The organism is Kitasatospora misakiensis, assembly GCF_042656005.1.
In the GTDB taxonomy this organism is placed as follows: domain Bacteria; phylum Actinomycetota; class Actinomycetes; order Streptomycetales; family Streptomycetaceae; genus Kitasatospora; species Kitasatospora misakiensis.
Map to the genome: position 1 here is coordinate 51,994 of NZ_JBHSOF010000031.1, position 26,334 is coordinate 78,327.

A 26,334-nucleotide genomic window follows, 5' to 3' on the forward strand; every position below is an offset into this window, starting at 1 on the left:
CCCTGATGCGGTGGTGTGGTCGTGGGTGGGTTCAGCCGACCGTCCAGGGCAGTGCCTTGGCGCGGGCGACGGCCGCGTAGGTGGCCAGCGAGACGGCGGCGACCGCCCGCTGGTCGAAGGTCGCCTCGGCTCGGCGGCGGGCCGCCGTGCCGAGGCGGTCGCGCAGGCCCGGCTCGGTGAGAAGCCGGTCCAGCGCGCCGGTGAGGGCCCGGGCGTCCCCGGGCGGGGCGAGCAGCAGGTGTTCGTCGTGGGTGCCGATCTCGCGGCAGCCGCGGATGTCGCTGAGCACCATCGGCAGGCCGCCGGCGGCGGCCTCCATGGCGGAGCGGGAGAACCCCTCCCGGTAGGAGGGGAGGACGAAGGCGTCGAGCGCCGCGTAGACGGCGGGCATGTCGGCGCGCGGGCCGAGGAAGGTGACCCCGGACTCGGCGCCGTGGGCGTCCGGCTTGTCCGGGTCGTCGGGGCCGATCCAGACGAACCGGGCCTTGCCGGCCAGCGCGCGGGCCGCCTCGGCGTACTCCCGGATGCCCTTCTCGGCGACCCGGCGGCCGACCCCGCCGACCAGCAGTTCGTCCGGTCCGAGGCCGAGTTCGCCGCGCAGCCGGGCCCGGGTGTGGGCGCGCTCGCCGGGGTCGGTGGCGAAGCGGGTGAGGTCCACCCCGTTGCCCACCACCCGCGAGCGGCGGGCCGGGACGGCGCGGGCCAGGGTCCGGCGGTCCTCGCCGTTCTGGTAGAGCTCGGCGTGCGAGAAGCGGGCCGCGAGGGCCTCGGCGCCGAGCACGAAGGCGCGCTTGCCGAGCGGGTCGTGCGCCTGCGCCCAGAGTCCGTGGCAGGTGTTGACCACGACCGGGACGCGGGCCAGCCGGCCGAGGACCCGGCCGAGCACGCCGGTCTTGGGGTTGTGGGTGTGCAGCACGTCGGGGCGGATCCGGCGCAGCACGGCGAGCAGTTCGCGGGCCGCGGCGGCGTCGGCCCGCGGCTCCCAGGCCCGGGTGAGGGCGTGCAGCGGCTCGTGCCGTACGCCGATCGCCGCCAGTTCGGGGACGTACGGGCCCGGGGCGCTGATCCCGTACGTCTCGAAGCCGGCCTCCAGGTCGACCTTGAGCTCGGTGGCGAGGAGCAGTTGGAGGCTCATGTCGACGGTGGTGAGGTGGGCGACGCGCAGCGGCCGGCCGCCGGGGCCGCGCAGCCGGGGCGTGGGGGCGGCGGGCGGCGGGTGCTCAGGCACGGGCGCCCACCGCCTTCGCGGTGGCGACGATCCGGGCGTAGGCGCGCTCGGGGATCAGCCGGCCGTGGAGTTTGGCGCGGAAGAAGTCGATCGGGTCGGTGCGGCGGACCGGCACCCGGCGCAGCCGTACCGGGTCCACGCCGGGGAGGTTGCGGCCGACCTCGCCGGTCGCGGCGGTCCGGAAGCGGGCGCGCAGTGCGGGCTCCATGTGCGGGACCGGCACGCCCCAGGTGTAGGCGTAGTGGCTGGGGCGGACGCCCAGGTGCTCCTCGACCTCGTCGTTGCACGCGTCCAGCTCGGCGACGGAGAGCAGCTCGGGGCGGGCGTGGGTGCGGGTGTGGTTGGCGACCGTGCACAGGCCGGAGGCGGTCATCTCGCGCAGCTGCTCCCAGCTGAGCGCGGGGGCGCCGGCCGCCTTGGCGGTCGAGCCCTCCCAGCGCATCTCGCCGCCGACGTGGCCGCTGGCCAGGTAGACGGTGAACGGCAGCCGGCGCTCGCGCAGCAGCGGCCAGGCGTTCTCGTAGACGTCCGCGAAGCCGTCGTCGAAGGTGAGGACGACGCCCGGGGTGCGGCGGCCGGCCTCGATCCGGTCGGTGGCCTCGTCCAGCGAGACCACCCGGCCGGGCGGCAGGGCGGCGAGCAGGTCGGCCTGGGCGGCGAAGTCGGCGGTGGCGACGTCCAGCTCGTCCGGGCTCCCGCCGCCGACCCGGTGGTAGATCAGCACGGTGGCGCCCTCGCCGGGACTGCGCCCGACCCCGCGCGCCAGCTGGCGCTTCACCTGGGCCCGGATCCCCCCGGCGACCGGGGCCGTTCCGGGCGCGGCGGTGCCGCTCATCGTTCCCCCCTCTGCGGCGCCCTCCCCGGCGCCGGCAAGTGGCCTCGCATGGCCTCCGTACGGCCTCGCATCCGGCGCGGTCGGCGACCCGGACGGTCATCACAGTAGGGGGAACTGTGGGGCTGGTGCCCCGGAATTGTGAAAGAAGCGAGAAGGAGTTGGCGGATGGGCCGAAAATCGGCCGATCTGACCGGTTGAACTCGACCGGCGATCAGCGTGTGATCGGTTCCGACGGAATTCGGCGAAACGCGCGCGGCGGGCGAAGCCGTCGACGGTGCGTTCGGCGGGGCCGTCGGGTCCGGCGGGTTCGCTCAGGCGGGCTTGCTCGGGCGGGTGTGCTCGGGTGGGTTCGCTCAGGTCGCCGCGCGGCGGTGCCGGCGGAACAGCGCGACGGCGATCCGGCCGAGCAGCAGCACCCCGGCCGCGAGACAGCCCGCGACCGCCATCGCCCAGGCCGGACCGTCACTGTCCGGAACCACGACCGCCACTACGATGCCCAGCGCGAGGCAGCCCAGCCCCACCAGTGCCAGCGGCACCTGGTGGGTGACCAGCGCACCACCGTGCCAGAACCGCCGCATCCGGGTCGCACCGTGCAGATGGTGGTGATCACGTTCCGCGTCTGCCATGAGCCCAAGGTACCCCGGAGCCGCCGCCGGGGCAGCCCGCAGCGCGTGACCGGGCGACCACTCTCGGCCACCGCCGGTCCGGCTGTCCGAGGTCCGGACGTGCCCCGCTCCGGCGCGCTCCCGGCGTGCGCCGGAGCGCCCGTTCCGGGGCCCGATCGGGCGTCGTCCCGGCTCTGTTCCGGCTTGGTCCCGGCTTTGTTCCCACCATCCGAAAAAACCTTGCCGGTCCGGTACAACCATCAACGGGGCGTAGCTGTCTCCATTACATTGAGCGATCCAGGAGCCGTCCGCGGTGCGGGTTGGGAGTCCCCGCCGTGGACCGGAAATACCCAGGGGGCGGAGCCGCCGTGCCCTGGAGTCGGAGGCCGGGCTCCGTCCTCCGGCGGTACCGCCACGCCGCATCGGCGACCGAGGGGGAACCGTGCCGCAGTCCCATTCCACGACATCGACCTCCAACCTCACGGCCCGGACCAGGGCCGTGGTGACCGCCTTGTCGGACCTGCGGCCACCGCCGACCGCCGTGCCGCCGCACAGGCCCGTCACCGCGCGCCCGACGGCCGCGCCCGCCGTGCCGACCGACGGGCAGCCGGTCGGCACCCAGCCGGGCGGCCGGGGGCTGCGGGCTCCGGCGACCCGTATCTGCTCCCGGCCCGCGCGGGCCCTGGCGCCGGCGCCGACACCCGTACCGGCTCCGGCGCCGGCCCCCGCGTCGGTGCCCGCGCCGGCCCCGGCCAGGGCGCCCGGGCGGCGGCCCTCCGACCGGGCCGACCAGCCGACCGACCAGCCGGCCGACTGCCCCGCCGACGCGCGCGGCGCCTGGCTGCGGTTCGCCCCCGTCCAGCCGCTGTTCCGGGCCCGGGCGGCGCAGCGGCTCGCCGTGCTCGCCTACCACGGGGTGACCGACCCGCGGTCGTTCGGCGCGCAACTGGACCGGCTGCGAAGACTCGCCACACCCGTCTCACTGACCGCCGTGCAGGAGGCCGTCGCCGAGCAGCGCCCGCTGCCCGCCCGCAGTGTGCTGGTGACCTTCGACGACGCCGACCGCAGCGTCCTGACGCACGCGCTGCCCGCGCTGATCGAACGCGACATCCCGGCCGCCGCCTTCGTCATCTCCGAGCTGATCGGGACGGAGCGGCCGTTCTGGTGGCACGAGGCCGACTTCCTCGCCCGGCACGGCGGGCGGGCCCGCTCGCTCGACTGCGGCCACCCCTCGCAGCTGCTCCGCCGGCTCAAGGCGATGCCCGACCCCGACCGCCGGCGCAGCCTCCAGGAACTGCGGGTCAGCGCGGACCGCCGTCCGCCCGGCCAGCAGCAGCTCACCCCCGCGGACCTCCTCGCACTCCGCGAGGGCGGGGTCGCCATCGGCAACCACACCCAGGGGCACCCGTGCCTCGGCCGCTGCGACGACGACACCGTCCGGGCGGAGATCACCGGCGCCCACGAGGCCCTCACCCGCTGGCTCGGCGAGCCTCCGATCGCCTTCGCCTACCCGGACGGCGGCCACGACGACCGGGCCGAGAGCGTCCTGCAGGAACTGGGCTACCGGCTCGGCTTCCTCTCCGACCACCGCCTCGGCCCGCGGCTCCCCTCCCACCCGCTCCAGATCAGCCGGCTCCAGGTCGACTCGACGACCAGCACGCGCCGGTTCGACACCATCCTGTCGGGCCTCGAACCCGCCTACCGCCGCTGGCGCGGCCAGGCCGCCTGACCCGCGCAGGAAGTCGCCCCACCGACTTCCTGCGCCCACCGGGCGCCCCGCTCAGCCACCCGGCCAGGAACGGGGCAGAAGTCGACCCCTCCGACTTCCTGCGCCCACCCGTACGAGCGAGCCACCCACGAGCCGCTCCGGCCTCCCCGGACACGGCACCGACCCACCGGCCGACAACGGGCACGGGTGAGAAGTAGACCCAGCCGACTTCCGGCCCGCCCGCCCGCCCGAACGGGCCGACCACGAGTCGCTCCGCACAACCGGCCTCCCGGACGCGGCTCCGTCACACCGGCCGCGAGTGAGAAGTCGACCCCGCCGACTTCCCTCGCGCGGGCTCCGACCGGATGGCGGTCCCTCTGCCTCTCCCCCGGCGTCACCGGGCAGGGCCGCCGGGGTCGGCCCCGCAGGAGGGCGGTCTACGGGTAGCCGAGGGCGGCGGTGAGCAAGGCCGCCGGGTTGGGCGAGGAGCGGGCGCGCACGCGGGCGGCCGCCCGGGCGTGAGGCGGTGGGGACGGCTTGGAGGAGGACGGTCTCCGGGTAGCCGCGAGCGCGCACGCGGCCGGCTGGGTGTCAGGCCGTGGGGACGGCGCGGAGGAGGGTGGTCTGCGGGTAGGCGAGGGCGGCGGCCGGCAGGGTGGCGGGGGTGCCTGCGTGGAGGACGGTGAGGGTGGCGGTGCCCTGGCGGGTGGGGGCGGCGGCGCGGCGTAGGGCCTGGGCGGCGACCGGGTCGGCGGAGCCGTGCAGGGTGAGCGCGGGCAGGGCGGTCGGTGCGACGGCGGCGCGGATGCGGTCGGCGACCAGCTCGTAGTGCGTGCAGCCGAGGACGAGGCCCGCCGTCCCGCCCGGGGTGCGGGCGGCCGCGTCGGCGACGGCCGCCTCGATCGCCGCGTCGTCGCCGTGCTCCACGGCGTCCGCGAGCCCCGGGCAGGCGACCTCGGTGACGGCGGCGGTGCCCGCGAAGTCACGGATCAGCCCGCGCTGGTACGCGCTGCCGGTGGTCGCCGGGGTGGCCCAGATGGCGACGGGGCCGCCGAGCGCGGCGGCCGGCTTGATCGCCGGGACGGTGCCGATGACCGGCAGGCCGGGCTCCAGTTCGGCGCGGAGGGCGTCGAGCGCGTGGACCGAGGCGGTGTTGCAGGCGACGATCAGCGCGTCCGGCTCGTACGCGGCCGCGGCCCGGGCGCAGCCGAGGGCGAGTTCGGTGATCTCCTCGGGCGTGTGCGGGCCCCAGGGCATCGAGGCGGGGTTGGAGGAGAGCACCAGATCGACGTCCGGACGCAGGGTCCGGAGTGCGACGGCGGCAGCCAGCAGGCCGATTCCCGAGTCCATCAGTGCGATCTTCACGGGTCAAGACTTTAGTCGATGGCCCCCGACGGACCCTTGGTGCGGCAGACTGCCCGGGTGACCGTCCTGCTGTGGATCGCCTCGCTCTCCCTGCTGGTCTGGCTCTGGCTGGCGTGCTGCCATGGGCTGTTCTGGCGCACCGATGTCCGGCTGCCGCCGCGCCGGCCGCCCGCGCGGTGGCCGCAGGTGGCGGTGGTGGTGCCGGCCCGGGACGAGGCGGAGGTGCTGCCGGTGTCCCTGCCGAGCCTGCTCGCGCAGAAGTACCCGGGGCGGGCCCGGGTGGTGCTGGTGGACGACCACAGTACGGACGGGACCGGAGCGCTGGCGCGTTCGCTCGCCACCCCGGAGGGCCTGGAGCTCACGGTGACCTCCCCGCCCCCGCTGCCGCCGGGCTGGACGGGCAAGCTGTGGGCGCTGCGGCACGGGGTGGAGCTGGCGGGGCCGGACGTCGAGTACCTGCTGCTGACGGACGCGGACATCGCGCACGGGCCCGACTCGCTGGCGGAGCTGGTGGCCGCGGCGGAGAGCGACCGGCGGGACCTGGTGTCGCAGATGGCCCGGCTGCGGGTGGAGACGGGGTGGGAGCGGCTGATCGTGCCGGCCTTCGTGTACTTCTTCGCCCAGCTGTACCCGTTCCGGTGGAGCAACCGGCCGGGTTCGCGGACGGCTGCGGCGGCCGGCGGCTGCTCGCTGGTGCGGCGGGACGCGCTGGAGCGGGCGGGCGGGGTGGCGGCGATCCGGGGCGCGGTGATCGACGACGTGTCGCTCGCCCGGGCGGTGAAGGCCACCGGGGGCCGGATCTGGCTGGGGCTGGCCGAGCAGGTGGACAGCGTGCGGCCGTACCCGCGGCTGTCCCAGCTGTGGCGGATGGTGTCGCGCAGCGCGTACGCCCAGCTGCGGCATTCGCCGGTACTGCTGCTGGGGACGGTGCTCGGGCTGGCGCTGGTGTACCTGGTACCGCCGGCGGCGGTGCTGGCCGGGGCGGCGGCGGGTGCCTGGCCGGTGGCGGCGGTCGGCGGGGCGGCCTGGGCGCTGATGGCGGGCACTTTCCTGCCGATGCTGCGGTACTACCGGCAGCCGGCGCCGGCCGCGCTGCTGCTGCCGTTCACCGCCGCGCTCTACCTGCTGATGACGGTCGACTCGGCGGTGCAGCACTGGCGGGGCCGCGGGGCCGCCTGGAAGGGCCGGACCTACTAGGTCCGTTCGGATGAGGGCCGGACGGGTGGGGGCCGGGTGGGCCACACTGTTCGAATGGACCGTCAGATGATCTCCCGCCTCGCCCACGCCCACCACCCGATCGCCGCGCCGGTCTCCGACGGGGCGGTGGCGACGCTGCTGGAGCGGGCGCTCGCCCCGGAGGACGAGGGGCGGGTGCTGGACCTGGGCTGCGGGCAGGGCGGCTGGCTGCTGCGGGCGCTGGTGGCCCGGCCGCGGTGGCGGGCGGTCGGGGTGGACCTGGACGCGGCGGCGCTGACCCGGGCCCGGGAGTCGGCGGAGGCGGCGGGGGTGCAGCGGCGGTTGGGGCTGCACCACCTCGACGCCCGGGAGTTCACCGCCCGCGAGCCCTTCGAGCTGATCCTGAACGTCGGCGCGACCCACTCCTTCGGCGGCCTGCTGCCGACGCTGGCCGCCGCCCGGGAGCACCTGGCGCCGGGTGGCCGGGTGCTGGTGGGCGAGTGCTTCTGGGAGTGCGAGCCCTCGTCGGCGGCGCTGGGCAGCCTGGGCTCCGCGCGCGAGGAGTACGCGGATCTGGCCACCACCGTGGACCGGGTGGTCGCGGACGGCTGGACGCCGGTGTTCGGCCATGTGAGCAGCCGGCCGGAGTGGGACGCGTACGAGTTCTCCTGGACGGGCTCGCTGGCCGCCTGGGCCCTGGACCACCCGGAGCACCCGGACGCGGCGGACGCCCGGGCGGCGGCCGACCTGCACCGCGCCGAGTGGCTGCACGGCTACCGGGGGACGCTCGGCTTCGTCACCCTGCTGCTGCGCCGGGACTGACCGGAGACGAGACCCGGCGCTACGGCCGCAGACGTGCGAGGAAGTCGTCGATCAGCGGGGCGATCTCGGGCAGCTTCTCCTCCAGGGCGAAGTGCCCGGTGTCGAACACGTGCAGTTCGGCCTCGGGCAGGTCGCGCAGGTAGGCGCGGGCGCCGGGCTCGGTGAAGAACGGGTCGTTGCGCCCCCAGACCACCAGGGCCGGCGGCCGGTGGGTGCGCAGCCACTCCTGCCAGACGGGGTAGAGCGCGACGTTGCTGTGGTAGTCGAGGGCGAGTTCGACCTGGATGTCCTTGCGGCCCGGCAGGTCGAGGTGGTGCTGGTCGAGGGTCCAGCCGTCGGGGGCGATCAGCGTGGGGTCGCCGGTGCCGCCCTCGTACTGGGCGCGGGTGACCTCCTCGGTGAGGATGGCGCGGGCGCGTTCGGCGGCGCCCTCGACGCCGGGACGGTTGGCGATGAACTCCCGGGCCTGCGCGGAGAGTCCCTCCTCGTAGGCGTTGCCGTTCTGGACGACGAGGCCGGTGATCCACTCGGGGTGGCGGGTGGCGAGCCGCAGGCCGACGGGGGCGCCGAAGTCGAAGATGTAGAGGGCGAAGCGGTCGAGGCCGAGGGCCTTGCAGAAGCCCTCGACGACGTCGGCCAGGGTGTCGAAGCGGTAGCGGAAGTCCTCGGGGGTGGGGCTGTCGCTGTGTCCGAAGCCGGGGTAGTCGGGGGCGATCAGCCGGTAGCGGGTGCCGAGTGCGTCGAAGAGCCGACGGAACTGGTGGGACGCGGACGGGAATCCGTGCAGCAGGAGCAGCACGGGGGCGTCGGCCGGGCCGGTATCCCGGTAGAAGACGCGCAGGCCGTCGACGTCGACGTGGCGGTGGTGGACGTGCGGGATCGTCAGCTCGCTCATGCTAACCATTAAACACCGTCGTACAGGTTAGGAGAAGGGGGTGGATCACCGCCCCAGCAGGCGCAGCGCGGTCGGCTTGGTGAACTCGTACCGGGTCATCTGCTCCAGGTCCTTCAGCCAGCCGACCGTGCGGCCCGGCCGGGCGAGCACCCGGGTGTAGAGGTCCTCGAAGGCGCTGGTGACGCTCTCCAGCGAGAACCGGCCGACCACCCACTCCCGCCCCCAGGCGCCCAACTCGGCCCGGCGCGCCGGATCGTCGAGCAGTCCGCGCAGCTGCCCGGCCAGCACCTCGGGCGCGCGCGAGCCGTCCCCGAAGCCGTACATGCAGCGCGAGGCGTGCGGTTCGACCAGCGGGCCCGGCTCGTGCACGGCGGTGTAGCCGGCCGCGCCGTGCACCACCACCGGCTTGCCGAAGGCGAGTCCGCGCAGCGCCGAGCCGCCCATGCCGAGGACGACGTCGGCGGCCTGGTAGGCCGGGCGCGGGTCGGCCAGCTGGCCGGGGACCAGCACCGCCCGGCGGCCGAGCGCGCCGTTGACCTCGGCCGCGCGGGCGCGCAGCGGCTCCAGGCTCGGGCCTGCGCCGACGATCACCAGCCGGACCCGGGGGTCGTCCAGCTGCCGGACGGCGTCCACGGTGAGCTCCGCGCCGGCGTCCTTCTCCAGCGCGGGGACCAGCCGGGTGACGATGGCGAGCAGCAACTCGTCGTCCCCGACGCCGTGTTCGCGGCGGAACGCGGCGCCGTCGACCAGCCCGGGGGCGTCCGTGGCGGTGTTCACCGGCGGCTCGATGAGGCTGACGTCCCGGTGGCCGAAGGCCCGGCCGTCGCCCAGCAGCGCGCCGAGGCCCAGCACCAGCGGCTGGTGCCGGGGCAGACCGCGCAGCATCCGGATCCCGTAGAAGGTGGTGACCACCGGCAGCCGGCCGTAACGCCCGGGCCCGAAGTAGGAGTTGCGGGCCGCCCGGACCTCCCAGGCGTGCAGCAGCTGGCTGCCGTGCTCGGCGGCCAGCCGGCCCAGCCGGCGCCGGACCTCCGCGTGCGGGGTGTCGGGGCCGCCCGCCACCACCACGTCCAGGCCGTGGCCGGCGGCGACCTCGACCAGCGGCGCCGGGCCGGCCACCCCCTGGGCGAACAGCACCGGGTCGTGGCCGCGGTCGCGCAGGGTGCGGGCGATGTCGACCGCGTTGAGCTGGGCGCCGCCCAGGGCCAGGTTGTTGAGATGGACGAGCACCCGGACCGGTCGCACGCCTCACTCCTCCCAGTGGTGCGGGACGAACACCGGCGCGGCCAGCACCACGGCCCGCGGCGGGGAGTCCAGCATCGGCCCGAACACGTCGAACTGGCCGACCGAGTGCCAGCTCATCAGCGTCCCGCCGTCGGTCCGGCCGATGCTGTAGACGCCGGCCCAGAGCGTGTACCGGCCGCGCGGCAGCGGCAGCCGGGGGATCACACAGGCCACCTGGCGGTCCCCGCCGGTGAGCCGGATCTCGTGGCTGATCTGGAAGATCGGGCTGGAGGTGCCCTCGCTGACGCCCAGGTGCAGGGTCGCGTCGCCCCGGTACTCGCCGCCCAGGGTGAGCTCGACGGTCATCGGCTCGTCGGTGGTGAGGCTCTCGCGGTCCTCGCCGCGCACCTCGTGCTTGAGCAGCTGGAGCGGCTCGCCGGTGCGCCCGCCGGCCTCAGACTGCGCCTCGATCGAGTCGCGGTAGCCGGCCATCGCGTCCTTGATCCCGGCGTCCACCCGGATCGAGCCCTGCTCCAGCCAGATGCCGCGCCGGCAGATGGACTCCACCGCGGGCAGGTCGTGCGAGACGAAGACGATGGTGGTGCCCTGTTCGGCGACCTCGCGCATGCGGTCCAGGCAGCGCTGCTGGAACACCGCGTCGCCGACCGCCAGCACCTCGTCCACCAGCAGGACGTGCGGCTCCAGGTAGGCGGCGACGGCGAAGCCCAGGCGCATCTGCATGCCCGAGGAGTAGAACTTCACCTGCCGGTCGATCGCCCCGCCGAGCCGGGCGAACTCGACGATGTCGTCGAAGCGGGTGGCCACCTCGCGCCGCCGCAGTCCGAGCAGCGCGCCGAACAGGTAGATGTTCTCCCGGCCCGTCAGGTCGGGGTGGATGCCGGCCCGGATCTCGATCAGCGCGCCGATCCGGCCGCGTACGTCGATCACGCCGCCGTACGGGTACATCACCCGGGTCAGCATCTTCAGCAGGGTGGACTTGCCCGAGCCGTTGGAGCCGATCAGGCCGACCGACTCCCCCGGCTCGATGTGCATCGAGATGTCGCGCAGCGCCCAGCGCCAGTCCTCGCCCTTCTCCCCGCGTAGTCGGCGGGCCAGCGAGTCGACCTTGTCGCGCAGCAGCATCCGCTGCTGGTCGGCCTTGAAGCGCTTCCACACCTGCTCGGTGCGGATGGTCCCCAGCGGCAGGGTCTGGCTAGGCGACATCGGCGATCCCCGTCTCCAGCTTCTTGAACAGCAGGTAGCCGCCGACCAGGAACACCAGCGAGGAGACCGCGGCGATCGTGGTGAGCGCGGCGTCGGGTGCCCGGCCGTACAGCAGGGCGTTGCGGTAGCCCTCGATCACGGCGCCGAGCGGGTTGATGCCGACGTACAGCTCCTGGAGGCGCTCCGGGATCTGGGCGAGCGGGTAGGCGACGGGGGTCGCGAACACGCCCATCTGGGTGATGATCGGCAGCAGGTGGCGCACGTCTCGCAGGTACACCACGGCCACCGAGAGGACGAGCGCGATGCCGTAGGTGAAGGCGAACTGGATGCCCAGCAGCGGCACCACCCAGAGGAAGGTCGCGGCGGGGGCGGTCCAGAAGACCAGGAAGAGCAGGCCCAGGACGGCGGTGCCGATCAGCATGTCGACGGTGGCGACCAGCATGGTGGCGAGCGGGAACACCTCGCGCGGGCAGTACACCTTGTTGAGCAGGCTGAGGTTGTTGGCGAGGCTCAGCGCGCCCTGGTTCATGGTGTTGCTGAAGAACTGCCAGACGATCAGGCCGACGTAGGCGAACAGCGGGTACGCGGCGCCCCCGGTCTCCACGTGCACGGCGCGGCGGAACACCAGGGTGAAGATGGCGCACAGCGCGAGCGGGGTGAGCACCGCCCAGGCGAAGCCGAGCACCGCCTGCTTGTACCGGGCGCGCAGGTCGCGCTCGGCGAGCGCGCGGACGAGTTCCCGGGCGCCCCACAGTTCGCGGGCCACCTGGGCCGGGCGGAGCCCGCGTTTGAAGATCAGCTCGGGCGGCGGCCCGTCGGCGGCCGACGGGCCGCGCCCCGGGGCCTGCGTTGTCTGGCTGGCGCGCTCGTCGACGAGCTGCGCGCGTTGTCCCCCCACGGACACCTGCCCTCTCCGGTACCGGCGGTATCGAGAAGTGGGCCCGTCACCACGGCTGTTGACGGCCTCGCGGTGCGGCCCGGCCCCACTCTGGCACAGAGTGTGGCCACCGGGGGTCGGTTCGGTGAAGGTGATCGGCCCCACCCGGGCCGACGACCGAAAAGGGGCGGGTCGGCCGGGGTGCGGCCGACCCGCCCGGAGTGGTCGGGGTGGTGACGGTGGGTCAGTAGAGCTTGTGGGCGCGCGGGTGGCGCTGCTGGTCCTGGGCGACGAGGTGGTCCATCACCTCGGGCATCGCCTCGACGCCGCCGGCGTTGGTCGGCGAGGTGCGGTACTCGCCCTGCACCACCACGGTCGGCAGCTCGTTGATGCCGTAGCGGACGAACAGCGCGGCGGCCTCGTCCACGGCCCGCAGGGTCTCCTCCGAGCGGTAGGCCTCGCGGAAGCTCTGCTGGTCGACGCCCTGGTGCAGCGCCCAGTCGGTGGCGGTGTCCTCGGTGGTGACGTCCTGCTCGTTGCTGTGGACGGCGCGGAAGGCCGCGGTCTGCAGGCGCTCGACCAGGCCCAGGCGCTCCAGCGTGTAGTAGAGGCGGGCGTGGCCGCGCTGCGCGGCCTCCTCGCGGCTGCCCTGCCAGATGGCCGGGACGCGGCGCAGGGCGACGTCGGCGCGGTGCCGCTCGGCCCAGGACTGGAGGGGCTGTTCGAGCTGCTGGGAGTGCCCGCAGTCGTACCAGAAGAACTCGATCGCCTCGGTGCGGGTGCTCTCGCGCACCGGCTGCGGCTGGTCGAGGCGGACGTAGGAGCCCTCGCGGGGCGGCTGATGGGTGGCGGCGCCGGCCTGGACGGGGGATGCGGCGATCCCGGTGGCGACGGCGAGCAGCAGGGTGGTTCGAAGGATCGACTTCACACCGGGCAGTCTGACGGTGACGGAACGTCATCGGCCAGTCGCCCCGGTGCGTCGGGCCGGGATTCGCCCGATCGGCGCACCCGGCCCGGCGCACCGGGACGCGTCGGCCGCTCAGCCACCCAGGCCGGCGCCCGGTGCGGCGCGTCCGCAGACCTCGTTGAACAGCCGCTGCCAGGCGTCGGCCGCCACGCCGAGCTCGCAGTGGGCCAGCGCGTGCGCCCGGGCCGCGGCGCCGAGCCCGGCCCGGTCGCCGGCCAGCACCTTGGCCAGCGCCTCGGCGAGGGCCGGCGGGTCACCCGGGGTGACCAGCGCGCCGGTGGCGCCGTCCCGGACCACCGAGCGGACCCAGCCGACGTCCGTGGCCACCGCCGGCAGACCGGCCAGCGCCGCCTCGATCAGCACCCCGGGCACGCCCTCGCTGTCGCTGGTGAGCAGGACGGCGTCGGCGGCCCGGTAGAGCGGGGCCGGGTCGGCCAGGGTGCCCAGGAAGTGGGCCCGGGCGGCAGTGGGGTGCCGCTCCAGGGCGGCGCGCTGCGGGCCGTCGCCGGCGACCGCGAGCCGTACGTCCGGGAGCCGGTCGAGGGCGTCGAGGGCGAGGTCCAGGCGCTTCTCGGGGGCGATCGCGCCGAGCCAGGCGACCAGCAGGCCGTCCGGCGGCAGGCCCAGGGCGTGCCGGGCGGCCCGCCGGTCGGCCTCGTCCTCGGCCGGCGGGTAGCGCTCCGCGGCGCGGGCGTTGGGGATGGTGCGCACCCGGGCGGCGGGCAGCCGGAAGCGTTCGACGAGCAGGTCCCTGGCCTCGTCGGCGAGGGCGGTGACGGCGGCGGCGCGGTGCAGCAGGGCGCCGGTGCGCAGCCGGCGGACCGGGCTCGCGGTCCAGTGCCGGGGGTCGCCGATGGAGACGTAGACGAAGGGGGTGCGGGTGCCCGCGAGGGCGAGGGCGCAGGCCGGGAGGGTGGCGGAGCCGTGGGCGACCACCAGGTCGGCGGTGCGGGCCGCGGCGCGCAGCGCGCCGAGGGTGCGCGGGTGGAGCCGGCCGGGGCCGAGCACGGGGGTGGCGCGGGTGTCCGGGGCGTCCGGATGGGCGTCCGGGTGCGGGGCGAGGGCGCGCAGGGCGGAGGCCTGGCCGCGACGGCGCAGCTCGTGGTGGAGGTCGCGGGCGAGGTTCTGGGCGCCGCGGCGGCGCGGATCGGTGATGAGGTGCAGGATGCGGGGGCGGGTTCCGGCCGTCCTGACCGGTGTCGCTTCGGGCATGGGAACGACCTTGGCACAGCCCCCGGCCTGGGACGACCCCTTCGCGCAACCCGGCGGTGGTCCGCCGGTCGGCGCGCGGACTCCCGGAGGGCGCCGGTCGGGTGCCGTCGCACGAGCCGCCGAGGGTCCGCGCGCGCCGTTCCGCGCCCCCGACCGCCCCCCGGCCGCCCCCCGGCCGCCTCCTGACCGCCTCCTGACCGATCGACACCGGTCGACACCGAACGGCTCCCGGGGGTGCGCCCCGGCTCCCGGTCTGTCCGAATCGCTGGCGGGTGCCGACCGCTACCTGCGATGCTGAGCGGCAGTCAGGGCGCTGTCCCGGCACGGGAGACCGGGCGCGCCCCGGAGGGCGGGGGTTGGCCTGTGCATGTGCTCTATGTGATCGACAGCGTGAGCCGGGTCGGCGGGGCCGAGCAGGGCCTGGTGGCGATGGCCCCCCAACTGGTGCGGGCCGGGGTGAAGCTCGACGTCGCGTACCTCAAGGACTCGCCCGGCGGCTTCCAGCCGGAGCTCACCGCGGCCGGGGCCGACGTGTTCGGGGTCGGCCGGCCCACCCGGGGGCACACCGTCGCCGCACTGCACCGGCTGGTCCGCGAACGGCGCCCGGACCTCGTGCACACCACGCTGTACGAGTCGGACGTGCTCGGCCGGGCGGCCGCGCTGGCCGCCCGCACCCCGGTGGTGACCAGCCTGGTCAACGCGGCGTACGGCCCGGAGCACCGGCACGCCCGCGGGCTCAGCCCATGGAAGGTGCGGGCCGCGCAGGCGGTGGACGCGACGACCGCGCAGGGCACCCGGCGCTTCCACGCGCTGACCCGGTACGTGGCCGGGGCGATGGCCCGCCGGCTGCGGGTGCCGTCCCAGCGGATCGACGTGGTGCCGCGCGGGCGCGACCCGGAGCGGCTCGGCTCGGTGACGCCGGACCGGCGGGCCGCCGTGCGGACGGCGCTGGAGCTGCCGCAGGACGTGCCGGTGGTGCTGGCCGCGGCCCGTCAGCAGTACCAGAAGGGCCTGGACGTGCTGCTGGAGGCCTGGCCGCAGGTGCTGCGGGCGGAGCCGGAGGCGGTGCTGCTGCTGGCCGGGAGCGAGGGCGGCGAGACCGCGCGGCTGCGGGCGCTGGCCGCGGCGACCGGCGGGGTGCGGTTCCTCGGGCCGCGCGACGACGTGTTCGACCTGATGGCGGCCTCCGACGCGTTCGCGGTGCCGTCCCGCTGGGAGGGGCTGGGCAGCGCGGCGATGGAGGCGATGGGCGTCGGGGTACCGCTGGTGGCCGCCGACGTGCCGGCGCTGCGCGAGACGGTCGGCTCCGAGGACTACGCCCGGCTGGTGCCGCCGGAGCGGCCGGCCGCGCTGGCGGCGGCGCTCACCGACACCCTGGAGGACCGGGCCTCGGCGCGAGTGCGGTCGAAGGCCGCGCGGGCCCGGTTCCTGACCTCCTTCACTCTCCATCAGGTCTCGGCACAGATGGTGGAGTTCTACGAGCGGTCGCTGCGGCTGCGGACGGTCTGAGCGGTCCAAGCGGTTTGAACGGTCCGAGCGGTCCCCGGGCGCCCGGACGGCGTGCCCACGGGCCCGGTCTGTCCGGATCCGGGCGGTCGGGGGCCGCTGGGCGCGATCTCCCGGACCAGTATCGCCAAAGCGGTTGCGCCGCACGTCGGGGCTCGGGAAGCATCGCAAGGGGATCCGGCGGGGGCGGCGGTCGGCGTGCGGCGCACGCGGTGCACCGCCGGGCCGGGGCCGCACCGTGGGGAGCACGTCGAACAGGGACGTTGTCCGCGAGTCGTCAGGGGGGCGGGTTGCGACACCAGCCGAGGGATTCCACCGTGCCCGCGAGGGTGTGCCGGTCACGCCCGGGGGCTGAAGCCTGACCCCATGGAGCGTGACCCGCCCAGCGGTACCCGGACCCACCGCGCTCCCCGACGGGGGCGCGGCGGGCGCTGACAGCACCACCGCACCACGAACGCGAGGGGATCCAACCGGTGGAACCGGCAAACCACTTCACCGTCCTGCGGCGCTACTGGCGGCTGCTCGCCGGCTGCACGCTCGCCGCGCTGGTCGTCGGCTGGCTGCTGACCCCCGCCGGCGACACGGTGGACAACGCCAGATGGAAGTGCAAGGTCGCGATCACCCCGGTCGCCGGCGCCGGCGACACCGTCCGGGCCGACCAGGTGCTCTCCTACGCGCAGGGCGCGGACGTCGCGGCCGCCGCCGCGAAACAGCTCGGCATCGCCGACGCCACCGAGGTGATCGCCCGCCGGACCGTCACCGCGGACAGCCCCCAGATGCTGACCATCGCCACCACCGGCCCGACCCGGCAGTCCTGCTCGGACCTCGCCACCGCCTACTCGGCGGCGATCATCAAGGGCTACAGCGACGAGTCGGCCCGCAGCACCGCGGAGACGATCAAGAAGCTGCAGGCCCAGGCGGACTCCCAGCAGCAGCAGTTGAACGACATCCAGGCCCAGTTCAACCGCTCCTCCGCCGCCGACCAGCCCAAGCTCCAGCCCAAGCTGACCGCCGCCAACACCTCGCTGACCACCACCCTCACCACGATCAGCAAGCTCGCCAACAGCGCCCAGACCGACGCCATCCAGCAGTGGGGCAGCATCGACGCCCGCCAGGGCGCCGGCAATCTGCTCTCCTCCCCCAGCCGCGAGATGCGGCTCGGCCTCGCCGTGGCGCTCGGCCTCGCGCTCGGCGTGGTCGCGGCGCTGATGCTCAGCCGGATGGACACCCGGCTGCGCACCCGCAACGCGGTCGAGGAGGCCTTCAGCCTGCCGGTGATCGGCGAGGTGCCGCAGCTGTCCCGCCGGCAGCGGCGGGTGCGCGAACCGCTGGTGCGCGCCCGGCCGTCCGACCCGGCCGCCGAGGCGTACCGCTCGCTGCGCTCGACCCTGCTGCTCACCGGGCCGGACGCGCTGGCCCGGCCCGCCGGAGGCGACGACCGGGACCCGGCGGAGAGCGTCTCGCGCCGGCTCGCCGAGCCGGCGCCGGTGGTCCTGGTCGCCTCCGGCGGCAGCCGCGACGGCCGGACCATCACCATCGCCAACCTGGCCGCCGCGCTCGCCGAGACCGGCCGGCACGTCCTCGTCCTGGACTGCGACTTCCGCCACCCGCAGCTGCACGCCCACCTCGGCGTGGGCGACGGCCCCGGCATGGCCGAACTGCTCAGCGGGGAGCGGCTCGGCGAACTGGACGACCTGATCCGGCCGACCAACGTCGCCGGGGTCTCACTGATCACCGGCGGCAACACCACGGCCTACCCGGCGGCGCTGGTGCTGCGGGCCGGCGAGGTGCTGCGCCGGGCCCGCCGGCACGCGGACGTCATCCTGATCGACACCTCGCCGCTGCTGCACGCCAACGACGCCTACGACCTGGTGCAGCACGCGGACGCCGTGCTGGTCACCGTGCGCAGTGGCAATGTCACCCCGGAACAGGCCGACCGGGTGGCCGAGTTGCTCTCCCGCACCGGGGTCCCGGTGGCCGGCGTGGCGCTGCTCGGCACCTACGGTCCGTCCGGTCGACGGCGTCGCGGTCCGGCGGGCGGCGCCCTGCCGTCCGGGCCGGCCGGGCGGGGTGGGCAGCAGCCCGCGCCGGCGCGCCAGGCCGGGCCGGCGGTGGAGCGGGCCGTCGAGCCGCCGGGTGAGCGCGGCGGCGGGCGGACCGCGCCCAGCTGGGCCCGGCGCCCGTCCGAGCAGCACGGCGGACGCGGCCAGGACGGTCCGGCCGGGGGTGCGTCCGCCGGACCGCACGACCACCGGTTGAACGGCCACGGGAACGGCGGCCACGGCGGCGACCAGGGCGAGCCGGCCCTGCTGCGCGAGGCGGAGGAGCGGTGAGCGGGCCCCTGAGCAGGCCGACGGACCGGCCGGCCGACGAGCTTACGGACGAGCCGACGACCGGCCCGGTCGAGGCCCCCGTCCGGGTGCTGTGGCTGGCCAAGGGCCTCGGCCGCGGCGGCGCCGAACAGCTGCTGCTCAACTGCGCCCGCCACGCCGACCGTTCGCGCTACCGCATCGAGGTCGCCTACGTCCTGCCGTGGAAGGACGCGCTCGCCCCGGCGCTCACCGAGGCCGGTGTGACCGTGCACTGCCTGGGCGGCACCCCCGGCACCCCCGGCCGGGCCGATCCGCGCTGGCCGCTGCGGCTGCGCCGGCTGCTCGCCGAGCGCCGGTACCACCTGGTGCACACCCACATGCCCGTCCCGGCCGCCGCCGCCCGGGTGCTCGCCCCCACCCTCGCGGGGCCCGCGCCGCGCCTGGTGCACACCGAGCACAACGTCTGGGAGCGCTACCGCCCGGCCACCCGCTGGGCCAACGCGCTCACCTACCGGCGCAACGACGCGGTGATCGCCGTCTCGCACGCCGTCGCGCGGACCGTCCCGCCAGGACGGCGCCGCCCCGGCGAGTGGGTCACCGTGGTGCACCACGGCCCCGACCTGGCCGGCGCCCCCGGCGGACCGGCCGCGCGGGCCGCCGCGCGCGCCGAACTCGGCCTGCCGGACGGGGCGTTCGTCGTCGGCACGGTCGGCAACCTGACCCCGAAGAAGGACCAGGCCACCCTGCTCGCCGCCCACGCCGCCCTGCTGCGCCGCCACCCGGGGGCCCGGCTGGTGCTGATCGGCACCGGACCGCTGGAGGACCGGCTGCGCGCCCGGGCCGGCGAACTCGGCATCGAGGACGCCGTCCTCCTCACCGGATCACGGCCCGACGTCCCCGAACTGCTGCCGGCCCTGGACGTGTTCACCCTGAGCTCCCGTCAGGAGGGCCTGCCGGTCGCCCTGATGGAGGCGATGACCAGCGGCCTGCCCTCGGTGGTCACCCGGGTGGGCGGCATGCCGGAGGTGCTGGACGACGGCGAACAGGGCTTCCTCGTCCCGCCCGGCGACCCGGCCGCGCTGGCCGACGCCTTCGCCCGGCTCGCCGAGGCCCCCGAGCTGCGCACCCGGCTGGCCGCCGCCGCCCGGGAGCGCGCCGAACGCTTCGACGTGGCCGGCGCCCAGCGCGCCGTCGAGGCGGTGTACGCGCGGGTCCTGCGGCACTGAGCAGGCAGCCCATCCAGAGCAGCACAGCCAGAGAAGCCCGGAGCACCGACGTGTCCCCGTTGACCCCCCGACCTCCGATGGGAGAGCGAGTCCGGACGTGAGCGCCCTGCCCGCCCCCGCCGAGCTGACCTTCCGCCCGCTGGCCGAGCCCGACCTCCCCGCCGTGCTCGACCTGCTCACCACCTCCCTGGCGGGCGGACCCACCGGCACCCGAACCGCCGAGTTCTTCACCTGGAAGCACCGCCGCAACCCCTTCGGCGCCAGCCCCGGGCTGGTCGCCGAGAGCCCCGACGGCCGGCTGGCCGGCGTCCGGCTGTTCCTGCGCTGGCAGTGGCAGGCGGGCGGCGCGGACGGCGCCCCGGTGGCCGCCGTCCGGCCGGTCGACACCGCCACCCACCCCGACTTCCGGGGCCGCGGCGTCTTCCGTCGGCTCACCCTGGACCTGCTCGACCAGGTCGCCGGCGACACCGCGCTGGTGTTCAACACCCCCAACGGCAACAGCCTGCCGGGCTACCGCACGATGGGCTGGCAGGAGCTGGGCCGGGTCCCGATCGCGGTGCGCGCCGTCCGCCCGGCCGCCTTCGCCCGCGGTGCGCGGGCCGCCCTCGCCCGCCGTGCGTCCGCCGCGCCGCCCGGCCCCCCGGACTGCCGACTGCCCACCGCCGCGGAGTGGTTGGCCGCCCCGGCGGACGGCGCGGAGCACCGCGCGCTGGCCGAGCTGCTGCGCGAACGCGCCGCCGCCGACGCGGGCGCCGGCGACCGCCGGCTGGCCGTCCACCGCACCCCGGAGTTCCTGCGCTGGCGGTACGGCGAGGCCCCCGGTCTGGACTACCGGGTGCTCACCGTGGACCGCGGCGGGGAGCTGACCGGCCTGGCCCTCGGCCGGCCCCGACGGCGCGGCCCGCTCACCGAGTTCACCCTCGCCGACGTGGTGGTCCGCCCCGGCGACCGGGAGAGCGCGGCCCGGCTGCTGCGCGCCGCCGCCCGCGAGTCCGGCTGCGACCACGTCGCCACCCACCTCTCCCCCGGCACCGAGGCCGCCGACGCCGCGCTGCGGGCCGGCTACCTGCGCGCCCCGCGCACCGGGATGACCCTCGCCGCCCGCACCCCGACCGGCGCCACCCCGCTCACCCTGGCCGACTGGCGGTTCAGCCTCGGCGACCTGGAGGTGTTCTGATGGCGGGGGCGCCAAGGGGACCGGGCGGGCCGGGCGCGGCGACGGCGGTGCTCCGGCGCGTCCCCTGGCCGTCCGCCCTCGCCGCCGCCCTGGTCACCGGCTACGTCACGCTCTTCGTGGTCGCCTCGGTGCACACCTCGTACGACACCTGGGGCGCGCTGCTGATCCTCCCGGCCCTGATGGCGATCGGCACCCCGCTGCTGGCCCGGATCGCCGCCGCCAATCCCGAACGGGACGTCTTCCGGCTGCTGCTGCTGGCGATGACCGCCAAACTGCTCTGCGCCTTCCCCCGCTACCTGATGGCCTTCGTGCTGTACGGGGGCGCGGCCGACGCCAAGATGTACCACCAGAAGGGCGCCGAGCTCGCCGCCTACCTCGACCAGGCCGACCTGCTCGGCGGCGTCCACTACGACCTGGGCATGAAGGTCGCCGGCACCGGCTTCGTCGTCATCATCACCGGTGTGGTGTACGCCGTCACCGGCCCCTCGCTGATCGGCGGCTTCCTGGTCTTCTCCTGGCTGGGCTTCTGGGGCCTGCTGCTGTTCTGGCGGGCGCTGCAGATCGCCTTCCCGGAGGCGGACACCCGCAAGTACGCCAAGCTGGTCTTCTTCCTGCCCTCGCTGCTGTTCTGGCCCTCCAGCATCGGCAAGGACGCCTGGATGATGTTCTGCCTGGGCCTCACCACCTACGGCACGGCGCGGCTGCTGGACCGGCGCTTCGGCGCCTTCGCCGGCATCGCGCTGGGCTCGCTGGGCACCGCGATGGTCCGCCCGCACGTCACCGCGCTGGCCGGGGCCGGGCTGCTGGTCGCGTACGTGCTGCGCCGGCGGCCGCGGCAGGTCAGCGCGCTGGGCCCGCTGCGCACCATTCTGACCGCCGTGGTGCTGGGCGCGATGGCGGTGCTGATGCTCCAACAGGTCTCCACCTTCTTCGGCACCGACGGGACCGGCGGCGACGCCGTCAACCAGGTGCTCTCGGAGACCTCCAGACGCACCAGCCAGGGCAACTCGATGATCAACGCGACCGCGCCCGAGGACGCCGCCCCCCGGTTCAGCCTGAACCCGGCGGGGCTGCCGGTCGCGGTGATCAGCGTGCTGTTCCGGCCGTTCCCGTTCGAGGCGTCCAACATCCAGAACCTCATCCAGTCGGTGGAGTGCTTCGCGCTGCTGGTGATGTTCGTCCGGGCCTGGCCCCGGCTGACCCGGCTGCCCCGGCTGTTCGTGCAGCGCTCGTACGTGGCCTTCGCCGCCGTCTACACGCTGCTGTTCTGCTGGGCCTTCTCGACCATCAACAACATGGGCATCCTGTCCCGCGAGCGGGTCCAGGTGCTGCCGCTGGCCCTGGTGCTGCTGGTCGTCCCGGCCACCGCCGCGGCCCGCGGGACGGCCACGGCCCGCCGTCCGCCGCCCGGTCGTCCGTTCCGCCGTCGCACGGGCCCTCACCCTCAGCAGTCCCACCGTCGAAATCCGTGTCACCGTCACCGTCACCGTCCCAGGGGGGATCGACCGCGCCATGACCACCGACACCCTTGCCCTGCCCGCCGCCCTCGGCGGCACACCCGCCTTCCCCGACGGGCTGCCGCTCACCCGGGTCCAGGTGCCCGACCGCGCCGCGCTGCTGGAGCGGCTCGCCGCCGTGCTCGACAGCGGACAGCTCACCAACGGCCGCACCGTCGCCGAACTGGAGGAGACCGCGGCCGCGCTGCTGGAGGTGCCGCACGTGGTGGCGGTCTCCAACTGCACCACCGGCCTGATGCTGGTGCTCCAGGCCGCCGGTGTGGACGGCGGCCGCCCGGTGGTGATGCCCGGGTTCACCTTCTCCGCCACCGCGCACGCCGCGCACTGGGCCGGCGGCACCCCGCTGTTCGCCGAGGCCCGCGAGCGGGACATCACCCTCGACCCGGCGGACGCCGCCGCCCGGCTGGCCGCCGCCGACCGCCCGGCCGCGCTGATGGCCACCCACGTCTACGGCACGCCCTGCCAGGTCGAGCGCCTCCAGGCGGTCGCCGACGCCGCTGGGGTGCCGCTGGTGTACGACTCCGCGCACGGCTTCGGCAGCCGTCGCAAGGGCGTGCCGATCGGCAACTTCGGCTACGCCGAGGTGTTCTCGATGAGCCCGACCAAGGTCGCGGTGGCCGGCGAGGGCGGCCTGGTCGCCACCCGGGACGCCGCGCTCGCCCGACGGCTGCGCACCGCCCGCGACTACGGCAACCCGGGCGACTACGACACGCTGTTCCCCGGCCTGAACGCCCGGATGAGCGAACTGCACGCCGCCGTCGGCCTCAACTGGCTGGCCGGCCTGCCCGAGCGGGTGGCCCACCGGACGGCGCTGGTGGGCGAGTTCGCCGCCGTCACGGCCGGACTCCCGGGGCTGCGGCTGGCCCTGCCGGAGGAGGGCGACACCTCCACCTTCAAGGATCTCACGCTCATCCTGGACGCCCCCGCCTTCGGCCTCACCGCGCGCCAACTCGCGGACGTCCTGCGGGCGGAGGGCATCGACTCGCGCCGCTACTTCCACCCGCCGGTGCAGCGCCAGCGGGCCTACGCCCACCTCGGCCAGGCCGAGGCGCTCCCGCTCACCGACCGGCTCGCCGACTCGGTGCTCACCGTCCCGCTCTGGTCCCAGATGGACGCGCCGACCGTCCGCCGGATCGCCGAGGCGGTGGCCCGGATCCAGCCGTACGCGGAGCGTCTGCGCTCCGCCTGACCCGGGCGCACCGGCCCGCGGTCCCGTTACGCGGATCGGGTGAACGCGGTTGGACCGCGGGCCCACCAGGTCGGCAGGATGTCCGGCCGGGGCCCGTGGTCCCATCTCACCCTCCCCCGTACGGATTTGGAGTTCCCGGTGCTCAAGGGATTCCGCAGCTTCCTGCTGCGTGGAAACGTCGTGGACCTGGCGGTCGGCATCGTGATCGGCGCGGCCTTCACGGCCGTGGTCACCGGGTTCGTGACGGCCTTCCTCACCCCGCTGATCGGGGTCGCGACCGGTGCGGTCGGCGACTTCACCCAGAAGACCTTCGAGGTGGCCGGCACCCGCTTCCCGTACGGGGTGTTCATCAACGCGCTGATCAGCTTCGTGCTGGTCGCGGCGGTGATCTACTTCATCGTGGTGGTGCCGGTCGGCCGGCTCCAGACCAGGCTGGACGGCGCCAAGCCCGCGCCGGTCGCCAAGGCCGACTGCCCGGAGTGCCTGAGCAGGATCCCGGTCGCGGCGGTGCGCTGCTCGTTCTGCACCTCCGAGGTGGCCGGCCGGCCGGGCTTCCCCGCCCAGGCCGTCGCGGCTCCCGTACCGGCCCCGGCGCGCTGAGCGGCACTGAGCGGCGCGGAGCCCCCGCGGCGGCCGTGACCGGCTCTGACCAGCCCGGAGCAGCTCTGACCAGCCCGGACCGGTCCCGCGATAACTCTGACGGGGACTTTATCCCCGAAACATTCACGAGCCCCCGTCGCGCCGTCGGCGGGGGCTCGAATGCGCCGGTGCACGCCCCGCCCGCAGAAGTTTCTTCGACGGTCCCCGAGCCGTCCATCGGCCCGTCATCCCAAGGGGCTTCGATACTCGTGTCCGGCCCCCGTTCGAGCCCCCGAGCCGACCCGACGGTGGCCTGAAGTCGTCGCCAGAATGTCCTTTCTTCCTACTTTCGAGACCTTTGTTCGAGAGAAGCTTGTGTAAACACTCGAACTGCTCCGCCTCCCAGTCTCCTCAGCAGGCTCGTTGTGGGCTTACCGTATGCCCCATGACCTCGCCCCGCTCCTACGACGGAGTCGGCTACCCCTCTCCGTCTTTCTCCTCCGGCACGCCCATCTACGACAGCCTCGTCGCAGAGCGCGGTGTCCCGCAGATCGCGCCCATCAACGTGCCGGCCGCCCTGCCGCCGGCCCTGTCCACCGGTTACGGATCCGGCCTCCCCGGCCAGTCCTACGAGAACCGGTACAGCACCGGGTACGACAGTCCCGGCGGCAACCTCCCCGCCCTGCCGCCGGCCCGCCTCGCCCTGGGCCCCGGCCCGAGCAGCGCCCCCTCCTCCGGCCCGGCCACCGCGTACATCCCGGCGCAGCCCGCGCCCGCGTACGCCGCCGCGCCCCAACCGCCGCTCCCCGGCTACGGCGCCCCCCAGCCGTACCTGTCGGGCCAGCGCCCGCAGGCCCCGACGCAGGGCTTCACCCAGGCCTCGACCGGTGGGTACCAGCCCTCCGGCGGCCAGAGCTTCGGCGGCCAGAACACCTTCGTCGGCGGCCAGGCCGGCCAGCAGACCTTCGGCGCGCAGCCGACCGGCGGCCCGGTCGGTCCGCACGGGGCGGCCGGCCAGCCCCAGGGCGGCCCGCAGTCCTTCGGCGGTCAGCAGAGCTTCGGCGGCCAGGGCGTCCACCAGGGCGGCTTCGGCGGCTCCGCCGACCAGTCCTTCGGCGGCGCCCAGCTGCGTCCGGCGGTCACCCCGGTCGCCCCGGTCCGCCCGATGCAGCCGCAGCGGCCCGGCCCGTACGGCGAGCACGGCCAGTTCCAGCAGGGCTACCAGCCGCAGGCCCAGGGCTACTGACACCACCCCGGGCCGGCCCCACCCGGCCCGAACCCGCACCACCTGAGCACCACCCGGCGCGCACCGAGGCACGCCGGGCGTACGGAGAACGGGTCATCCACGGACCGCCCGGAACGCCGCCCCACGTCGGCGATCCGGGCGGTCCGTGCGCGTCCGGGCACCTTCCGTCCCGCCCCGCCGATCTCCGACCGGCCCCTTCGGGCAGCATCCCGCGTTCACCGCACAGGCCGAGGTCCCGGGCAGGATCCGGACATGCCGGCGGCCCGCCGAGGCGGGGCTGGCAGGATGGGGGGATGCAGCTCACCGGACTCCACGTCTACCCCGTCAAGTCCATGTACCGACTGAGCCCCGAGAACGCCCGCGTCGAACCGTGGGGCCTGGCCGGCGACCGTCGCTGGATGCTCGCCGACGCCACCGGACGGTTCGTCAGCCAGCGCGAGAACGCCGCCATCGGCCAGGTCCGCGCCGAGGCCACCCCCGACGGCGCCCTGGTCCTCACCACCCCCGCCGGTGCCCGCGCGGAGATCCCCGCCCCCGCCGTCGCGCTCGGCGCCCAGCTCGCCGACGTCGAGGTCTGGGGCACCCGCTTCCGCGCCGCCGAGGCCGAGAAGGACGCCCAGCTGTGGATCGCCGAACACCTCGGCGACTACCGGCTGGTGCACCTGGACGACCCGCGCGCCCGGCCCGTCGACCCGGACTTCTCCGCGACCGGTGACACCGTCTCGATGGCCGACGGCTTCCCGCTGCTGCTCACCACGACCGCCTCGCTGGCCGAACTCAACGCGCTGATCGCCGAGGCGCACCCGGACGGCCACGAGGTCCTGCCGATGGAGCGGTTCCGCCCCAACGTGGTGGTCTCCGGCAGCGAGGCCTGGGCCGAGGACGGCTGGCGCCGGATCCGGATCGGCGAGCTGACCTTCCGGGTCGTCAAGCCGTGCGGGCGGTGCGTGGTCACCACCACCGACCAGGAGAGCGGCGAGCGGCGCGGGCCGGAGCCGCTGCGCACCCTGGCGCGGCACCACCGGCTGCTGAAGAAGGCCGCGTTCGGGCAGAACCTGATCCCCGAGCGCCCGGCGGGCGTCGAGGGCGACGGGCTCGGCACGCTGCGGCTCGGCGACGAGGTCGAGGTGCTGGAGGACGGCATGCACTGGCCGTCCGACCGGCTGCGCTGACGGCGGACCCTCCGGCGCGGGCACCGGCCGTGGGCGGTGGTCGTGCGGGCGCTCCCGGCGCTCGGGCCGACGCCCGCACGCCGGTGCCCGGGCGCGTCCCCCGCGCCGGGGCTCCGCGACCGGCTCCGTACCCGCGTCCCGGAACCGGAAGTGTGCGCGCTCGTTGAAGCATGTGGTGAACCCGCGCGGGTCCCGGCCCCACCCCGGCCCCGCCCCGGACCGCGAAGCGCCGGTCGGCGGGAGCATCCGCGCGGGCGCGCTACGGTGTGCGG

General features: G+C 75.5%; 24 protein-coding genes. 11 read left to right on the forward strand and 13 right to left on the reverse strand.

The window, feature by feature from the left end; genetic code table 11:
- Nucleotides 1–31 precede the first annotated feature (31 nt).
- The 3 genes from ACFP3U_RS22555 to ACFP3U_RS22565 form a co-directional block, all read right to left on the reverse strand.
- Nucleotides 32–1,228 (reverse strand): glycosyltransferase family 4 protein, encoded by a 1,197-nt coding sequence (locus tag ACFP3U_RS22555; RefSeq protein ID WP_380227423.1) that lies wholly within the window; start codon nt 1,226–1,228, stop codon nt 32–34.
- Nucleotides 1,221–2,063: a polysaccharide deacetylase family protein gene (locus tag ACFP3U_RS22560; protein ID WP_380227424.1), complete on the reverse strand. Its 843-nt coding sequence runs from the start codon at nt 2,061–2,063 to the stop codon at nt 1,221–1,223. Before ACFP3U_RS22560 ends, ACFP3U_RS22555 begins: the two co-directional genes overlap by 8 nt.
- A gap of 353 nt (nt 2,064–2,416) precedes the next feature.
- Nucleotides 2,417–2,689, reverse strand: a complete 273-nt coding sequence (locus ACFP3U_RS22565; RefSeq protein WP_380227425.1) for a hypothetical protein — start codon at nt 2,687–2,689, stop codon at nt 2,417–2,419.
- A gap of 481 nt (nt 2,690–3,170) precedes the next feature.
- On the opposite strand from ACFP3U_RS22565, the gene ACFP3U_RS22570 reads away from it, so the two are divergent.
- Entirely contained in the window at nt 3,171–4,397 is a 1,227-nt protein-coding gene (locus ACFP3U_RS22570) for a polysaccharide deacetylase family protein (RefSeq protein WP_380227426.1), read from the forward strand.
- Between the two features lie 570 nt (nt 4,398–4,967).
- Here ACFP3U_RS22570 and ACFP3U_RS22575 read toward each other — a convergent pair.
- A complete protein-coding gene (locus ACFP3U_RS22575) occupies nt 4,968–5,741 on the reverse strand; it encodes a glutamate racemase (RefSeq protein WP_380227427.1) in 774 nt (257 codons plus the stop codon).
- An 18-nt stretch (nt 5,742–5,759) separates the two neighbouring features.
- Here ACFP3U_RS22575 and ACFP3U_RS22580 point away from each other — a divergent pair, with 18 nt between their 5' ends.
- Together ACFP3U_RS22580 and ACFP3U_RS22585 are read left to right on the forward strand one after the other, a co-directional pair.
- Nucleotides 5,760–6,938: a glycosyltransferase gene (locus ACFP3U_RS22580; RefSeq protein ID WP_380227428.1), complete on the forward strand. Its 1,179-nt coding sequence runs from the start codon at nt 5,760–5,762 to the stop codon at nt 6,936–6,938.
- Nucleotides 6,939–6,992: 54 nt separating this feature from the next.
- Entirely contained in the window at nt 6,993–7,739 is a 747-nt protein-coding gene (locus ACFP3U_RS22585) for an SAM-dependent methyltransferase (protein ID WP_380227429.1), read from the forward strand.
- 19 nt (nt 7,740–7,758) lie between these two features.
- On the opposite strand, the gene ACFP3U_RS22590 is transcribed toward ACFP3U_RS22585, so the two are convergent.
- From ACFP3U_RS22590 to ACFP3U_RS22615, 6 genes are all read right to left on the reverse strand, one after another.
- Nucleotides 7,759–8,634: an alpha/beta fold hydrolase gene (locus ACFP3U_RS22590; protein WP_380227430.1), complete on the reverse strand. Its 876-nt coding sequence runs from the start codon at nt 8,632–8,634 to the stop codon at nt 7,759–7,761.
- Between the two features lie 45 nt (nt 8,635–8,679).
- Nucleotides 8,680–9,879: a glycosyltransferase family 4 protein gene (locus ACFP3U_RS22595; protein WP_380227431.1), complete on the reverse strand. Its 1,200-nt coding sequence runs from the start codon at nt 9,877–9,879 to the stop codon at nt 8,680–8,682.
- A 3-nt stretch (nt 9,880–9,882) separates the two neighbouring features.
- On the reverse strand, nt 9,883–11,082 hold the full coding sequence (locus ACFP3U_RS22600; RefSeq protein ID WP_380227432.1) for an ABC transporter ATP-binding protein: 1,200 nt from the start codon (nt 11,080–11,082) through the stop codon (nt 9,883–9,885).
- Nucleotides 11,072–11,980, reverse strand: a complete 909-nt coding sequence (locus ACFP3U_RS22605; RefSeq protein ID WP_380227433.1) for an ABC transporter permease — start codon at nt 11,978–11,980, stop codon at nt 11,072–11,074. The genes ACFP3U_RS22600 and ACFP3U_RS22605 overlap by 11 nt, the downstream gene beginning before the upstream one ends.
- Before the next feature lie 223 nt (nt 11,981–12,203).
- Nucleotides 12,204–12,887 carry a thiol:disulfide interchange protein DsbA/DsbL gene (locus ACFP3U_RS22610; RefSeq protein ID WP_380227434.1) on the reverse strand — a complete coding sequence of 228 codons (684 nt, stop codon included), beginning with the start codon at nt 12,885–12,887 and terminating at the stop codon, nt 12,204–12,206.
- Between the two features lie 111 nt (nt 12,888–12,998).
- A complete protein-coding gene (locus ACFP3U_RS22615) occupies nt 12,999–14,138 on the reverse strand; it encodes a glycosyltransferase family 4 protein (RefSeq protein ID WP_380227435.1) in 1,140 nt (379 codons plus the stop codon).
- Nucleotides 14,139–14,516: 378 nt separating this feature from the next.
- Here ACFP3U_RS22615 and ACFP3U_RS22620 point away from each other — a divergent pair, with 378 nt between their 5' ends.
- From ACFP3U_RS22620 to ACFP3U_RS22635, 4 genes are all read left to right on the forward strand, one after another.
- The gene (locus ACFP3U_RS22620; RefSeq protein WP_380227436.1) at nt 14,517–15,647 is read left to right on the forward strand and encodes a glycosyltransferase family 4 protein; all 1,131 of its coding nucleotides are present in this window, start codon (nt 14,517–14,519) and stop codon (nt 15,645–15,647) included.
- A gap of 470 nt (nt 15,648–16,117) precedes the next feature.
- Nucleotides 16,118–17,977, forward strand: coding sequence for a tyrosine-protein kinase family protein (locus ACFP3U_RS22625; RefSeq protein ID WP_380227437.1), 1,860 nt, complete (start codon nt 16,118–16,120; stop codon nt 17,975–17,977).
- Nucleotides 17,974–19,182 carry a glycosyltransferase gene (locus ACFP3U_RS22630; RefSeq protein ID WP_380227438.1) on the forward strand — a complete coding sequence of 403 codons (1,209 nt, stop codon included), beginning with the start codon at nt 17,974–17,976 and terminating at the stop codon, nt 19,180–19,182. Before ACFP3U_RS22625 ends, ACFP3U_RS22630 begins: the two co-directional genes overlap by 4 nt.
- A gap of 97 nt (nt 19,183–19,279) precedes the next feature.
- On the forward strand, nt 19,280–20,359 hold the full coding sequence (locus tag ACFP3U_RS22635; RefSeq protein WP_380227439.1) for a GNAT family N-acetyltransferase: 1,080 nt from the start codon (nt 19,280–19,282) through the stop codon (nt 20,357–20,359).
- A 406-nt stretch (nt 20,360–20,765) separates the two neighbouring features.
- Here ACFP3U_RS22635 and ACFP3U_RS22640 read toward each other — a convergent pair whose 3' ends face one another.
- The 3 genes from ACFP3U_RS22640 to ACFP3U_RS22650 form a co-directional block, all read right to left on the reverse strand.
- On the reverse strand, nt 20,766–21,041 hold the full coding sequence (locus tag ACFP3U_RS22640) for a hypothetical protein (RefSeq protein ID WP_380227440.1): 276 nt from the start codon (nt 21,039–21,041) through the stop codon (nt 20,766–20,768).
- Between the two features lie 3 nt (nt 21,042–21,044).
- Nucleotides 21,045–21,488 (reverse strand): hypothetical protein, encoded by a 444-nt coding sequence (locus tag ACFP3U_RS22645; RefSeq protein ID WP_380227441.1) that lies wholly within the window; start codon nt 21,486–21,488, stop codon nt 21,045–21,047.
- A 123-nt stretch (nt 21,489–21,611) separates the two neighbouring features.
- Nucleotides 21,612–21,749 carry a hypothetical protein gene (locus ACFP3U_RS22650; RefSeq protein WP_380227442.1) on the reverse strand — a complete coding sequence of 46 codons (138 nt, stop codon included), beginning with the start codon at nt 21,747–21,749 and terminating at the stop codon, nt 21,612–21,614.
- A 122-nt stretch (nt 21,750–21,871) separates the two neighbouring features.
- Between ACFP3U_RS22650 and ACFP3U_RS22655 the strand changes: the two genes are divergently transcribed.
- From ACFP3U_RS22655 to ACFP3U_RS22670, 4 genes are all read left to right on the forward strand, one after another.
- Nucleotides 21,872–23,065: a DegT/DnrJ/EryC1/StrS family aminotransferase gene (locus ACFP3U_RS22655; protein ID WP_380227443.1), complete on the forward strand. Its 1,194-nt coding sequence runs from the start codon at nt 21,872–21,874 to the stop codon at nt 23,063–23,065.
- Between the two features lie 138 nt (nt 23,066–23,203).
- Nucleotides 23,204–23,665: a large conductance mechanosensitive channel protein MscL gene (gene mscL, locus ACFP3U_RS22660; RefSeq protein ID WP_380227444.1), complete on the forward strand. Its 462-nt coding sequence runs from the start codon at nt 23,204–23,206 to the stop codon at nt 23,663–23,665.
- A gap of 424 nt (nt 23,666–24,089) precedes the next feature.
- A complete protein-coding gene (locus tag ACFP3U_RS22665) occupies nt 24,090–24,890 on the forward strand; it encodes a DUF6643 family protein (RefSeq protein WP_380227445.1) in 801 nt (266 codons plus the stop codon).
- Between the two features lie 293 nt (nt 24,891–25,183).
- On the forward strand, nt 25,184–26,062 hold the full coding sequence (locus ACFP3U_RS22670; RefSeq protein ID WP_380227446.1) for an MOSC domain-containing protein: 879 nt from the start codon (nt 25,184–25,186) through the stop codon (nt 26,060–26,062).
- Nucleotides 26,063–26,334: the final 272 nt, after the last annotated feature.